Origin of the sequence: Aquidulcibacter sp., from assembly GCF_049239865.1 — a bacterium.
Classification (GTDB): domain Bacteria; phylum Pseudomonadota; class Alphaproteobacteria; order Caulobacterales; family Aquidulcibacteraceae; genus Aquidulcibacter.
In genome coordinates, this window is sequence record NZ_JBMLTR010000075.1 from 1 (window position 1) to 13,322 (window position 13,322).

Here is a 13,322-nt window from a genome sequence, read left to right on the forward strand (position 1 = left end):
AAATGATCACATGCCGCGTAGAGCTGAAGCGCGAGAACGACGAGCTGATTGCCGAAGCCTCTTCTCAACAGCTACTTTTGCCGATGAAAGCCTAGCAAGTGGAACCGTTCTCTATAACCCGATGCAGGGCCTCCGATAAGGAGCGATTGTGAGTATGCCTATTTGTGGCCCCCAAAGGTCGCTTTAGCCGCCGCAATTCACGCTATGGCTAAACCTGTCGCTTCTGCCCTAGACCGCCTCAAGCAGGCAGGTGTTCCGAGTGGACATTTCGCATCCAAGCACCAAGCACCGACCCAGCAAAAAGGGCGCTTGGTTGCCCAAACGCCCTTTAGACAAAATGAGATATTGAAACGCTTAGAATGCCGCGTTCAGGCGGACTGAAACCGGGATCGTGATGCGGTCTGACTTGTCGTTGGCGGTACCCAAGCCCAGTGCGGTCAGGTTTGTATCCACTTCAGACAGTTTGGAATTGTAACGCACACCGACTTCGGCGCCGATTTCGGCAAATGGGGCGATCAGATAGGTCGCGCCCACATCGCCGCCGATCACATAGGTGACCTTGTCGTCATACAGATTCCAGGTGCCAATCGGCGCATTGGGGACCAGCGAGGTGGAAGCCGCAACGGTCGCCGACAGCGCATCGGTCTGGGTCACGCCGGCACGCAGGGTGTAATAGGGGAACAAGCGGTCGCTCATGAAAGGGCTTTCGAGCCATTGGCGATAACCCAATTCAACGCCCATTTGCTTGAAGTCGCTAAAGGTCGCGGTCAGTGGTGTCGAACAATCTGGGGCACCTGACACGACGATCTCGACGCAGCCGATATTGGCGCTTTTGCCATTGGATTGGCTGTAAGTGATCGCGCCAAACATTTCAGAGGTCTGCGTCAAGGCATAGCGCACTTCGATGGTCGCTTTGAGTGGGGCGTCGGAACTGTCTTTGAAATCCGTACCGCGCAGCCGCAAGATACCAGTGCCCGCGAGACTGGCGTTCAAGGTCGTCAGATTGACGCTGGCGCTTGAAGTTTGGTCGATGATTTTGCCGCTTACCGGAAACTCATACCCAACCGAACCACCAAAAGAGAACGGCGAATCTGCCAGTGCCGGGCTGCTCAATAAAGCAAGTGCAGAAACAAGATAGGATAAGCGCATAACAGATTACTCCACTCACAAAACATCGCTAGTTTGCTTGTGGGGCGTAATGTTTAACGTTTCCTGACTCGATAGGGGTTTTGCCTTAATTGCAGGCAACAAACTCGAAAATTTCTAGTCTTTATTAAGTAATGGACTTAGATCGGTCCATCCAGAAGATCCCAATGCTTCAATGGGTCGGAAGTTGGTTTTATAGGCCATTTTGCGAGATCCCCGAACCCAATAGCCCAAATAGACATAAGGGTATGTGACCTCTTGAGCTTGGCGTAAATGATCGAGAATCATATAGCTGCCCAAGCTTCGGCTTGATTCGCGTGGGTCAAAGAACGCGTAAACCATCGATAGTCCGTCTGCTAAGGCATCGACCAAGGCACAGCCAATCAGGCGGCCTTCTTCGTTATCCAAGCGATACTCAATGATATGAGTCCGCACCGAGGTTTCTTCGACCATCGACGAATAATCAAACACAGACATGTCCGACATGCCCGCCCCGAAATGGCGATCCTTTAAATAGGTCTGGAGCAGGGCATATTGTTCATAAGTCGCGTGGGCCGGAACGAGCTTTGAGACGACGTCTTGATTGCGCGCCAAAACACGCCGCCACCGCTTCGAAAAAACGAATTGAGCTGCGGGAACCCGAACAGAGACGCAGGCCGCGCACATATCACAAGCTGGCCGGTAGGCGATGTTTTGCGAGCGACGAAAGCCGGCATGAGTCAGGCTGTCATTGAGCTCAACCGCGTCATGCCCGTCGAGGGCAGCAAAAACCTTACGCTCCCGCCGCCCGTCCAAATAGGGGCAAGGCTGGGCCGCTGTCAGGTAAAACCTGATATTCTTGGAAGCGGAAATCCGCCCAGCAGGTGAAGTCGGGTCCGTGCTCATGTCGGGTGAGTGTAACAACCTTCCCAGTCTTTGGCCAACACCTGAAAGGGCAAAATTCCCGAAAGTCTGTGGAAAATTCTACAGACCACCATCTGCTGGTAGCGGTGATGAGGCGCGCTGCAGCACAATGGCAATCCGGCGGTTGGCGGCTTGATAAGGATCGTCTGGGAAGAGGGGGTCCGAGCCCGCTTTTCCCGAGACTTGCGCAATGCGGTCTTCACTCAAGCCCGCAGCTGTCAGCACGCGACGGGCCGAATTTGCCCGGGCCGACGACAGGTCCCAGTTCGAGTTGCGTGGATCTGGGTTGGGCGCGGCATCGGTGTGACCCGAAATGCTGACACGATTAGGCAAGGTCTCGATGATGCGGGCAGCAGCCTGCAGGATCAGGCGCGCGCGGTCATTCGGCACGGTCGAGCCCGGTTCAAACATCGGGCGGCCTTCTTGATCGACCAACTGGATGCGCAGACCTTCTGGGGTTTGGTCCACAATGATATTGCGCGACATTTCGGCCAGTTCTGGCATATCTTGCAACGCTTGACGCAAGCTCATCTCTGCTTGCTGGAATTCTGCCGCTTCGCGTTTGGCGATGGCGTCCTCAGCTGCTTTATCGGCAGCATCAGCTGCACCTTGCCCACTGCTTTCGCCGGCTTGGCTGGAAGGTTGGCTGGCAGGTGCAGCCGATTCAAAAATGGGGGTTGCCCCTTTCTGCATCGCACCTACTTCGCCCAGAGCGGTTCCGCCCAATATCCCACCAGAGCCTGAGGTTGAGGCTGACACACTGGCAGGCGCGAAATAATCAGCGATCCCGCGCTTTTGCTCGGGTGAGGAGGTGTTGATCAGCCACATCAGAAGGAAGAACGCCATCATAGCCGTCACAAAGTCAGCATAGGCCACTTTCCACGCACCACCATGGTGCCCACCGGCTACCTTTTTGACTTTTTTGATAATTATTGGCCGATTGGACGACATGATGTGCTTCTCACAGTGATAGTGTTGAGAAGTATGCACGATGTCGGTTAAGAGCAGGTTTGCAGGAATGAACAAATGACATTTGACTTAAAAGACTATCGATCTGCCTTGGGCAGCTTTGCCACGGGCGTCACGATCGTGACCACCTTGGATTCAAACGGAAACGGCCATGGCTTGACGGTCAATAGCTTTGCGTCTGTGTCCCTTGATCCGCCCCTGGTGCTGTGGTGCTTGGGCAACAAGTCCGATTCCTACGACTTGTTTTCCAAATGCGACGCCTATGCGATCAATATTCTGGCCGATAACCAAGGCGACTTGGCTATGCGCTTTGCGGGTAAGGGCGATCAAAAGCTGGCCGCAGGCGATTATGCTACACTGGAAACTGGTAGCCCCGTTCTGCCTGGCACAATTGCTGCTTTTGACACCAAAGTGGTGCAGCGGATTGAGGCGGGTGATCACTTGATCCTGATTGGCCAAACCTTGGCTTACCAACGCCATGATGGCCAAGGCCTCGCCTATTTCCGGGGGCAATTTGGTTCAACGTCGGCTTTGGCGAAGTCATGACCCAGCCGACACTGGCCTTCTTGGGACTGGGGGTCATGGGTGGCCCGATGGCGGGCTGGCTTGTCAAAAATGGCCATCCGGTGAAGGTTTGGAATCGTACCCAAGCCAAAGCAGAAACTTGGGCGCAATCTAATCCGGGCGAAGTCGCCGCATCAATCGCGCAGGCTGTGGCAGGCGCTGACTTTGTGATGGCCTGTGTGGGCGACGATCCAGACGCGCGGTCCGTCGCGCTGGAGGCCTTTGCCGCCATGAAGCCCGGTGCTGTCTATGTCGATCATACCACGACGTCTGCGGCTTTATCGAAAGAATTGGCGCTAGCGGCAGCTGGAGCGGGCTTAGATTGGCTGGATGCACCGGTTTCGGGTGGTCAAGCCGGTGCGATCAATGGCCGACTGACAGCCATGTGCGGCGCACGCGAGGCGGTGTTTGAGCGCGCCAAACCTGTTCTGTCTGCTTATTGCGGCAACATTGTCCGGATTGGCGAGGCCGGGGCAGGCCAATTGGCCAAGATGGTCAATCAGATCGCCATTGCCGGGGTCGTCCAAGGCCTGGCTGAAGCGGTTACGTTTGCCAAAGCGCAAAACCTCGATACTGACGCCGTGCTCGCCGCCATTTCCAAAGGAGCGGCAGGCTCCTGGCAAATGGAAAACCGCTGGGGCACGATGGTGGAAGATCGCTATGACTTCGGCTTTGCGGTTGACTGGATGCGCAAGGATTTGCGAATTGTTCTCGAAGCAGCCCAAGCTAAGGGACTCGATCTTGCCTTGACCCAGATGGTTGATGGATATTATGCCGAAATCCAAGCCGATGGTGGTGGCCGCCTTGATACTTCCAGTTTGGCGAAACGTTTCACTTCTTTGAGAAAGCCTGATTGATGTTCTCCCTTTTGATGATGGCAGCGATTGCTGAGACTCCGACCCCCTATAAACCGACCAATTTGTGTGATGGCATTGCCAAAATCGAACAGGCGACCTTGGACCGGCCGCTTGCGTTTAAGTCTCTGGTGGCAACCGAATCCCGCCCGACGCGTGTGCGCAACGCGCAAGGCGTGCTGACCGTCGAAAACCGACCCGTGACGGTCGTGAAGCCGCTGGAAGGTTTGGTTGATTGTCGGTTCGTTTATAATGCGTCGATCTCATTGGCGTGCTATGCCGCGCCTGTGGTGGATGAGACCGATGAAGCCGCCTTGGCGAAAGCCTTGGGCGATTTCTCCGATGAAGTGGCAAAATGCCTTAAAAATCAAAAGCTAACGCGTCGCAATGATGATTTTGGAGCAAGCCCATCGATTGCCTTTGCTGGCGGAGCGAAAGAGCCATTTTATCAGATCTCGATGGTGGTTTTGCCCGATGTCTCCGATAAGCGTCGGCCGGAACTCTTGGTTCTAGGTCCAGCTGAATTGCCACCGGCACCCGCTGCGAAGGCACGCCCCGCAGTGCCGAAGAAGGCCGCGCCAAAAGCCAAGCGCCGCTAATTCTTAGGCCTTGCCTAAGCGCTTAGCCGCTTCCATCGCCCAATAAGTGATAATGCCGTCGGCACCCGCACGCTTGAAGCACGACAATGCCTCTAGCCGCACGCGTTCACCGTCCAGCCAGCCATTGGCGATGGCAGCTTCCATCATGGCGTATTCACCAGAAACTTGGAACGCATAGGTCGGCACGCCAAAGCTTTCTTTGACGCGGCGAACAATATCCAAATAGGGCATACCGGGCTTCACCATCACCATGTCGGCACCTTCAGCAATATCGAGCGCGACTTCGCGAAGGGCCTCATCGCTATTGCCCGGATCCATCTGATAGGTCTTTTTGTCGCCTTTCAGCGCGCCTTTAGACCCAATCGCATCGCGGTACGGACCGTAAAAGGCGGAGGCATATTTGGCGGCATAGGACATGATGGCCACATCATGGAAACCTGAAGCATCAAGGCCTGCCCGAATGGCCCCGATGCGACCGTCTGTCATGTCAGATGGGGCGACCACATCGGCTCCAGATTGGGCCTCTAACACCGCTTGGCGCACTAAGGCTTCAATGGTTGGATCGTTCAGCATGGTGCCGGCATCATCAATCAAGCCGTCATGGCCATGATCGGTGAAAGGGTCGAGGGCGACGTCTGTCATTAGGCCAACATTGGGCGCGGCTTTCTTCATGGCGGCAATCACGTCTGGCACAAGACCTTTCGGATTAAAGGCCTCTGTGCCCTCGCCATTTTTGAGGGCTGGGTCGATGAAGGGAAACACCGCGATCATCGGGATGCCAAGGCTTTGCGCCTCTTGCGCCACCGCGACAGCCTCGGTGCGGCTATAGCGGAAGGTGCCGGGCATAGAAGTCACCGGAATGCGGCTTTCGGTGCCGTCGTGAACCACCATCGCCAAGATTAAGTCATTGACGCTTAACTGGGTTTCACGGGTCAGCCGACGTCGCCAATCGGTTAAACGATTGCGGCGCATACGGGTGGCGGGGAAGGCGGCGGGGGGCAGATGTGTCGTCATGGAAGTATGTGTAGCGCCATAATTGCGAAACGGCTACGCTGCCCCGCATCACAGGATTCCCGACATGGCCTACGACACGACCGAAGACCAAAATCTGATTATCGCAACCGCCCGCCGATTTGCAAAAGACTCACTCGCCCCCCATGCGATGGCGTGGGAGGAGGCAGGAACCCTTGACCGCGCGACTTTAGGGGCGCTGGCAGAATTGGGTTTTGCGGGCATTTATGTGCGCGATGATGTTGGCGGCTCAGGCCTGACGCGCTTGGACGCAGCGATTATTTTTGAGGAATTGTCGCGCGGGGATGTTTCCCACGCGGCCTTCCTATCCATCCATAATATGGCCAGCTGGATGATTGATACGTTCGGCTCAGAAGATCAGCGCCAACGCTTTCTGCCCGCTCTGACCAATATGGAGATGATCGCCAGCTATTGTTTGACGGAGCCGGGCGCTGGCTCCGACGCTGCATCCTTATCGACCACTGCACGGCGTGACGGGGATGAATATATCGTCAATGGTACCAAGGCCTTTATCTCTGGCGCGGGCTTTTCTGATCTTTATGTCGTGATGGTGCGGACGGGAGAGGCAGGTCCACGCGGGATTTCCACTCTATTGATACCCAAGGATGCACCCGGGCTGTCGTTTGGCAAAAATGAGAAGAAGATGGGCTGGCAAGCCCAACCCACCGCCCAAGTCATTTTCGAAGATTGTCGTGTCCCCGTTGCCAATCGCTTGGGCGAAGAAGGCCAAGGCTTCACCTTTGCCATGAAAGGCTTGGATGGCGGACGGCTGAATATTGCCGCCTGTTCCTTGGGCGGAGCCAGCGATGCTTTGGAGCGTGCCTTTGCCTATGCCCACGACCGCAAACAATTTGGCCAAGCCTTGTGGAACTTCCAAACCACGCAATTCAAATTGGCCGATATGGCAACGGAATTAGAGGCGGCACGTGTATTCCTGCGCCATGCCGCCGCCGCATTAGATGCCAAAAGCCCGGAAGCAACAAAATTATGCGCCATGGCGAAACGTTTTGTCACAGATGTGGGCTTTCATGTCGCCAATCAGGCGCTGCAGATCCATGGCGGGTACGGCTATCTCAAAGACTATGAGGTGGAACGCATTGTTCGGGATCTGCGGGTGCATCAAATCCTTGAAGGCACCAATGAGGTCATGCGCGTGATCATCGCAAGGGAATTAGATCGTGGTTTTTAACGCTCAGTTTGGTCGTCGCGCCCTGTTAATCGGTATGGGTTCTGCCTTGGGTACAGGCTTGGTTTCAGCTTGCGCTTCGGGGCAGGTGGACCCCGCCGTTAGCCCGCAAGTAAAAGGAGGTCGTGCCATGACCAAGCCTATCATCATCGCCCATCGTGGTGCCTCAGGCTTGCGGCCAGAGCACACCTTGGCCGCCTACCAACTCGCGATTGACCAGGGTGCGGACTTTATTGAGCCAGATTTGGTTTTGACCAAAGACGGGCATCTAATCTGTCGGCACGAGAATGAGATCGGCGGCACCACCGATGTCAGCGCGCGCCCTGAATTTGCCGATCGCAAGAAGGTGCATGTGATTGACGGCGAGCGCCACGAAGGCTGGTTCACCGAGGATTTCACCTTGGCCGAGATCAAGACCCTGCGCTGCAAAGAGCGGCTACCGCAATTGCGGTCGGGCAATATGGCCTATGATGGCCAATTTGACGTGCCGACCTTTGAAGAAGTGTTGGAGTTAGCTAAACAGCAAAGCGCGCGGACAGGTCGTACCATCGGCGTTTATCCCGAAACTAAGCACCCAACTTGGTTTGAAGGCCTAGGCCTATCGTTTGATGTGCCCTTACTGACTCTGATCCGGCGCTATGGTTTGGATGCGGCGGACGCACCAATCTTCATCCAAAGCTTTGAAGTCACCAATCTGAAGCGTTTGCGGACCAAGACGAAAGCGCCTTTGGTGCAATTGATGGCCAAGGATGGCGGTCCATTTGATTTGAATAAGGCGGGCGTCACGTATGCCAGCATGGCGACGGTCGCTGGTCTGAAAGAGATTGCTGCTTATGCTAATGGCGTGGGGCCTGAAAAAATCCTGATCCTGCCAAGGGATGGGGCTAATCGGACTTTGAGCGCCACAAGCTTTGTGACGGATGCCCATGCCGCAGGCCTTGTTGTTCACCCTTGGACTTTCCGGGCCGAGAATTACTTTTTGGCTGAAGACTACCGGAAGGGCCAAAGTGCGGATCCAACTTATTTGGCCCAGCATGGTGATCTTATCGCTGAAATACAGGCCTTTATGGCGGCGGGTGTCGATGGGGTCTTTTCTGACTTCCCGGGCATTGCCTTTGCTGCACGGGCAACCCGATGAGTGAAGCTGCCGCCCCGCCTGTATTGGTTTCAACGCAAGGTCATTTGGGCGTTTTGACCTTAAACCGCCCCGAAGCGCTGCATGCGTTGGATGGGGAGATGGTCAGGATCATGACCGAGGCCCTGTTGGCTTGGGCGAGTGATCCTGCCATCGCAGGCGTTATGGTTGATCATGCAGGGCCGCGCGGCTTTTGTGCGGGTGGCGACATCCGCATGTTAGCCGAAAGCGGGGCCAAGGATGGGCAAGATGCGCGTGATTTCTTTTACCATGAATATCGCCTGAACCATCTGATTGCCCATTATCCAAAGCCCTATGTTGCAATCCTTGACGGGGTCACGATGGGCGGCGGCGTTGGTATTTCGGTGCATGGACCTTTCCGGATCGGGACCGAGCGCACCTTGTTTGCCATGCCAGAGACGGGCGTCGGCTTATTCCCGGACGTGGGCGGTGGCTGGTTCTTACCGCGCTTGGCGGGCGAGATCGGCATGTGGCTGGCACTGACGGGCACGCGCTTGAAGGCCGCTGATTGCGTCGCGGCAGGTATCTTGACCCATTTTGTGCCGAGTGAACTTCTCGATGCCGCCAAAGCCCAAGTGGCGGGCGCAATGTCGACTCACACGCCACTATCTGCGCTAAAATCAGGGCTTGCCGCTTTGGAAGAAGAGGCAGGCCGGCTTCAGCATCTCACGCCTGACACGATCGCGCGCATCAATCATTGCTTTAATGGCGACAGTGTCGAGGCGATCATGGACGCATTATCGGCTGACGAAAGCGATTGGGCTAAAGAACAAGCCCGCGTGCTGAACCAAAAATCGCCTCAGACCTTAAAGGTCGCGTTCCGCCAATTGCGCCAAGGCCGCGCTGCCACCGACTTTGCAACCCATATGGCGATGGAATATCGCATTGGCGCGCGTGTCGTGCGGCGTCATGACTTCCTCGAAGGGGTTCGGGCTGTCATTATTGATAAAGACCAAGCGCCAAAATGGCAGCCTGCGACTTTGGCAGAGGTTGATGACGCCTTGCTCGATACGATTTTTGCGCCCCTAGCAGCAGGGGAAGGCCCAGAATGGGAGCCCATCACATGGTAGATATCGCCTTTATCGGTCTGGGGGCCATGGGCTCTGGTATGGCAGCCAATTTGGCCAAAGCAGGTCATCGCGTGCGCGCCTATGACCTTATGCCAGCCTCCATCGAAGCAGCGGTTGCCGCTGGATGTGTGGCTGCTGCTTCTGTTGGCGACGCTGTGGCTGGTGCAGCCTTTGTGGTGACCATGTTGCCAACCGGTGCGCATGTGTTGGACGTCTATCAGAATGGTGAAGGCGTTTTGGCCCATGCGCACCCCGATGCGGTCTTCATCGATTGCTCGACCATTTCAGTGGAAGATGCGCGAGCCGCTGGTGAATTTGCCCGTGCGCGCGACTTTTTGATGTGTGATGCGCCCGTATCGGGTGGCGTAGCTGCTGCTGCTGCTGGTACGCTGACCTTCATGGTTGGCGGGACAGCAGAGGAATTTGAAAAGGCAAAGCCTATCCTTGCGGCTATGGGTAAGGCGGTCATCCATGCGGGGCAATCTGGGGCAGGGCAGGCAGCCAAAATTTGCAACAATATGCTGCTGGCCATCTCGATGATCGGCACGTGTGAGGCTTTTGTCCTGGCGGAAAAGCTCGGCTTAGATGCCAAGGCCTTCTTTGAAATCGCGTCTCAATCGTCAGGTCAAAGCTGGTCGATGACAAGTTATGCGCCCGTGCCAGGATTGGTGCCAACAGCGCCTTCCAACCGAGATTTTGCCAACGGATTTGCCGGCGCACTGATGTTGAAGGATTTAAGGCTGGCATTGGAGGCAACCCACGCCGTTGGCATGACCGCGTCCTTAGCCTTAAAATCAGAAGAAATTTATAGTGAATATAGTGTTAAATACCCGCCAAATCGTGACTTCTCGGGTGTCATTGATATGCTTAGGAACCAGTAAAGTTCATTTTAACAAGATATTAGAGACTTTGCCTTAAGTTATCTCGAAACGTCGAAGAATACGGCGGGAGATAAAAATATGGCGGGTCAAACACAACAGAATTCTGTCGGCGAACTGGTCGAAGAATCGAGCTTAAGCGAATATCGTCGTGCGCTGTCCTTGGTAGAGCGCCTGCACCGGCAATTGCTGGATGTGGTGAAGGACGATTTGGATCGTGCGGGTCATGATGATCTGACCCCCGTTCAAGCGCTTTTGATTTTCAACATTGGCGATGCGGAATGGTCTGCGGGTGAATTGAAGTCCCGCGGCTTCTATCTGGGCTCTAATGTTTCCTACAATTTGAAGAAATTGCATGAGCTCGGCTATGTCGAGAGCGGCAAGTCCTTGCACGACAAGCGTCAGATCCGCTTGCGCCTGACCAAAGAAGGTGGCGACCTGCGTAAACAATTGGACGTGATGTTCCAACGCCACGCCGCTACCTTAAGCCCTGTCGGTGGTGTTGAGAGCCCTGATTTGGTCGCATCGAATAAGACGCTGACCCGGTTAGAGCGCTTCTGGGCCGACCAAATCCGCTTCCGCCTGTAATCAGGCGCACAACACCTCAATCAAAAAGCCGCTATCGAACGCTCGATAGCGGCTTTTTTGTGTGAAATCGCCTATGGCTTCTGTTGGCTGCGACATATTGCCTATGGCTTTGTGACCAATTTCGTCTACTTATCCCTCAACGACCGATCGGAATAACGCTCACCATGAGGGGGCCGCAGGGCCCAGCTTACTATGGATTATGAAGGTGCCTTCAAAAAGGCCGTCACGGAAGTCCGCAATGAAGGGCGTTATCGGGTATTTGCCGATGTGAAACGCGTCCAAGGCCAGTTTCCGCGCGCGCGCCGCCGGACCGAGACGGGCGAGCAGGACATCGTGATCTGGTGTTCCAACGATTATCTGGGGCAGGGGCAGCATCCCCGCGTCCTCGCCGCCATGACTGGGGCGATCGACGATGTCGGTGCGGGTTCTGGTGGCACGCGCAATATTTCTGGTACCACCAGCTTCCACGTCGACTTGGAATATGAGCTGGCCGATCTTCACCAGAAAGAAGCAGCCCTTCTGTTTACATCTGGCTATGTCGCCAATGATGCCACTTTGGCTACTATGTCCCGCATCTTGCCGGGCTGCATCATTTTCTCCGACGAAAAGAACCACGCCTCCATGATTGAGGGCATTCGCCGCTCCGGCTGTGAGAAGCGCGTATTCCGTCATAATGATGTTGCGCACCTTGAAAGCCTCTTGGCGCGGGCGCCGGCTGACGCGCCAAAGCTGATCGCGTTTGAGAGCGTCTATTCCATGGATGGCGATGTTTCGCCGATCCATGCGATTTGTGATTTGGCCGAGCGCTATAATGCCATGACCTATCTCGATGAAGTCCATGCGGTTGGCCTGTATGGCGCGCGCGGAGCAGGTATTGCAGAGCGGGACGGGGCCTTGGACCGGATCGATGTTATCGAAGGCACCTTGGGCAAAGCCTTTGGCCTGATGGGCGGCTATATTGCAGGCAGCCATGCCATGGTCGATGCCATTCGCTCTTTTGCACCGGGCTTTATCTTCACCACCTCCTTAGCGCCCGTTTTAGCGGCTGGCGCGTTGGAAAGTGTGCGCATCTTAAAGAGTGCTGAGGGCGCAGAGCTTAGGGTCCGCCACCAGCGACAAGCCAATCTGTTGAAGCGCTTGTTCCTCGAAGCCGGTCTTCCGGTGATGGATAGCTCCACCACCCATATCGTGCCGCTTCTGGTCGGTGATGCGGTGCAATGCAAGGCGATCTCGGATCGATTGCTGCAGGATCACGGGGTTTATGTCCAGCCGATCAACTTCCCAACCGTGGCGCGTGGGGCGGAACGCCTGCGATTTACGCCGAGCCCACTGCATGATGATGCTTTGTGTGAAGCCTTGGTGCAGTCTGTTTTGGATGTGTGGCACGCCAAGGCGCGGAGCCAGGTCGCCTAGATATGCCACCGGAGGTGCAGCCAGACCCGCTCTTGAGGCAACTGGCAGCGCGGGAAATCTATATCGAACGGCAAATCCGAGGGCCATACGCGCAGATCCGCGCAATCGATGCCCTTACTGGTCTAGAAGTGGCTGTGACCACACCGTCAAATGCCGCGCAATTTGACCAAAACCGCTTGGCTTTGCGTAAACTGGGGCAGTGCCTGATCGCGCAGGGTCACATGGTGTTGGATGATCGAGACCCGAGAGAAGCTGACCCATCTAACAAAGCGGCAGATCTGTCCAAAAACACATCCACCTCCTTACCAAAAGGTGGGTTTTATACTTAATCAATCCAATTAATATTTGGCTGTGTTAAGTATAAACCCAAATCCTCGACCCCCTTTGGCTTATCGCCCACGTACCCCGCGGCCCAGACCGATTTGGCGGGCAAATTCGCTGCGACGTTTTGCATAATTTGGTGCGACCATTGGATAATCTGCAGGCAGATTCCACCGGCGACGATATTCTTCTGGCGACAAATTATACTTCGATCGCAAATAACGCTTCAGCATTTTGAGTTTTTTTCCGTCCTCTAGGCAGACAATGTAGTCGTCAGTGATAGATTTACCCAAGCTTACCGCAGCTTTGGGCTTCTCGGTTGGCTTCTCAAAGTCATCGTTAGACAGTGTTACGAGGCTTTTGTGGATGCTGCGGATAAGATCACTAAGATTTTCCGCCCGAATTTCATTACCGTTTACATAAGAGGAGACGATCTCTGTTGTCATTTCCAAGATATCGGAACTTGCGTGCTCTCTTTGATTTCTCATGTTAAAACATTCCTATCTACGTTGGGTGTCGATGATTAAATAGAACTGATTTGGTCGTGAATTAAGATTGCCCAATTCAATAAATAGCTTTTTTCGATGTTTCAACTTTCCAAAAATGCCTTGCGGCTGCGAAATATCGTTTCTACGTGATTGAA

15 protein-coding genes are annotated in these 13,322 nt (G+C 54.9%); 10 read left to right on the forward strand and 5 right to left on the reverse strand.

Annotated elements, in window-relative coordinates; translation table 11 throughout:
• Window positions 1-354: 354 nt before the first annotated feature.
• From ACOVRA_RS04880 to ACOVRA_RS04890, 3 genes are all read right to left on the reverse strand, one after another.
• A complete protein-coding gene (locus ACOVRA_RS04880; RefSeq protein ID WP_421719322.1) occupies window positions 355-1,149 on the reverse strand; it encodes a hypothetical protein in 795 nt (264 codons plus the stop codon).
• A 114-nt stretch (window positions 1,150-1,263) separates the two neighbouring features.
• Window positions 1,264-2,049, reverse strand: a complete 786-nt coding sequence (locus tag ACOVRA_RS04885; RefSeq protein ID WP_421719323.1) for an arginyltransferase — start codon at window positions 2,047-2,049, stop codon at window positions 1,264-1,266.
• A gap of 60 nt (window positions 2,050-2,109) precedes the next feature.
• The gene (locus ACOVRA_RS04890; RefSeq protein ID WP_421719324.1) at window positions 2,110-3,000 is read right to left on the reverse strand and encodes a flagellar motor protein MotB; all 891 of its coding nucleotides are present in this window, start codon (window positions 2,998-3,000) and stop codon (window positions 2,110-2,112) included.
• Between the two features lie 75 nt (window positions 3,001-3,075).
• On the opposite strand from ACOVRA_RS04890, the gene ACOVRA_RS04895 reads away from it, so the two are divergent.
• Genes ACOVRA_RS04895 through ACOVRA_RS04905 form a run of 3 tightly spaced genes read left to right on the forward strand, consistent with a single transcriptional unit; the run spans window position 3,076 to window position 5,035 of the window.
• On the forward strand, window positions 3,076-3,564 hold the full coding sequence (locus tag ACOVRA_RS04895) for a flavin reductase family protein (protein ID WP_421719325.1): 489 nt from the start codon (window positions 3,076-3,078) through the stop codon (window positions 3,562-3,564).
• Window positions 3,561-4,439 carry an NAD(P)-dependent oxidoreductase gene (locus tag ACOVRA_RS04900; RefSeq protein WP_421719326.1) on the forward strand — a complete coding sequence of 293 codons (879 nt, stop codon included), beginning with the start codon at window positions 3,561-3,563 and terminating at the stop codon, window positions 4,437-4,439. Before ACOVRA_RS04895 ends, ACOVRA_RS04900 begins: the two co-directional genes overlap by 4 nt.
• Entirely contained in the window at window positions 4,439-5,035 is a 597-nt protein-coding gene (locus tag ACOVRA_RS04905) for a hypothetical protein (RefSeq protein WP_421719327.1), read from the forward strand. The genes ACOVRA_RS04900 and ACOVRA_RS04905 overlap by 1 nt, the downstream gene beginning before the upstream one ends.
• A 3-nt stretch (window positions 5,036-5,038) precedes the next feature.
• Here the strand turns inward: ACOVRA_RS04905 and hemB are convergent, their stop codons facing one another.
• Window positions 5,039-6,049: a porphobilinogen synthase gene (gene hemB, locus ACOVRA_RS04910; RefSeq protein ID WP_421719328.1), complete on the reverse strand. Its 1,011-nt coding sequence runs from the start codon at window positions 6,047-6,049 to the stop codon at window positions 5,039-5,041.
• A 64-nt stretch (window positions 6,050-6,113) separates the two neighbouring features.
• Between hemB and ACOVRA_RS04915 the strand changes: the two genes are divergently transcribed.
• The 7 genes from ACOVRA_RS04915 to ACOVRA_RS04945 all read left to right on the forward strand — a co-directional run bounded on the left by ACOVRA_RS04915 (window position 6,114) and on the right by ACOVRA_RS04945 (window position 12,687).
• On the forward strand, window positions 6,114-7,256 hold the full coding sequence (locus ACOVRA_RS04915; protein WP_421719329.1) for an acyl-CoA dehydrogenase family protein: 1,143 nt from the start codon (window positions 6,114-6,116) through the stop codon (window positions 7,254-7,256).
• A gap of 127 nt (window positions 7,257-7,383) precedes the next feature.
• Window positions 7,384-8,391, forward strand: a complete 1,008-nt coding sequence (locus tag ACOVRA_RS04920; protein WP_421719330.1) for a glycerophosphodiester phosphodiesterase — start codon at window positions 7,384-7,386, stop codon at window positions 8,389-8,391.
• Window positions 8,388-9,479, forward strand: coding sequence for an enoyl-CoA hydratase/isomerase family protein (locus ACOVRA_RS04925; RefSeq protein ID WP_421719331.1), 1,092 nt, complete (start codon window positions 8,388-8,390; stop codon window positions 9,477-9,479). The genes ACOVRA_RS04920 and ACOVRA_RS04925 overlap by 4 nt, the downstream gene beginning before the upstream one ends.
• The gene (gene mmsB, locus ACOVRA_RS04930) at window positions 9,473-10,360 is read left to right on the forward strand and encodes a 3-hydroxyisobutyrate dehydrogenase (RefSeq protein ID WP_421719332.1); all 888 of its coding nucleotides are present in this window, start codon (window positions 9,473-9,475) and stop codon (window positions 10,358-10,360) included. Before ACOVRA_RS04925 ends, mmsB begins: the two co-directional genes overlap by 7 nt.
• 78 nt (window positions 10,361-10,438) lie before the next feature.
• Window positions 10,439-10,945 (forward strand): MarR family winged helix-turn-helix transcriptional regulator, encoded by a 507-nt coding sequence (locus tag ACOVRA_RS04935; protein ID WP_421719333.1) that lies wholly within the window; start codon window positions 10,439-10,441, stop codon window positions 10,943-10,945.
• Between the two features lie 192 nt (window positions 10,946-11,137).
• A complete protein-coding gene (gene hemA / locus ACOVRA_RS04940) occupies window positions 11,138-12,358 on the forward strand; it encodes a 5-aminolevulinate synthase (RefSeq protein ID WP_421719334.1) in 1,221 nt (406 codons plus the stop codon).
• Between the two features lie 2 nt (window positions 12,359-12,360).
• Window positions 12,361-12,687, forward strand: coding sequence for a DUF6898 family protein (locus ACOVRA_RS04945; RefSeq protein WP_290803535.1), 327 nt, complete (start codon window positions 12,361-12,363; stop codon window positions 12,685-12,687).
• Between the two features lie 60 nt (window positions 12,688-12,747).
• Here ACOVRA_RS04945 and ACOVRA_RS04950 read toward each other — a convergent pair whose 3' ends face one another.
• Window positions 12,748-13,167 (reverse strand): MucR family transcriptional regulator, encoded by a 420-nt coding sequence (locus ACOVRA_RS04950; RefSeq protein ID WP_290803532.1) that lies wholly within the window; start codon window positions 13,165-13,167, stop codon window positions 12,748-12,750.
• Window positions 13,168-13,322: the final 155 nt, after the last annotated feature.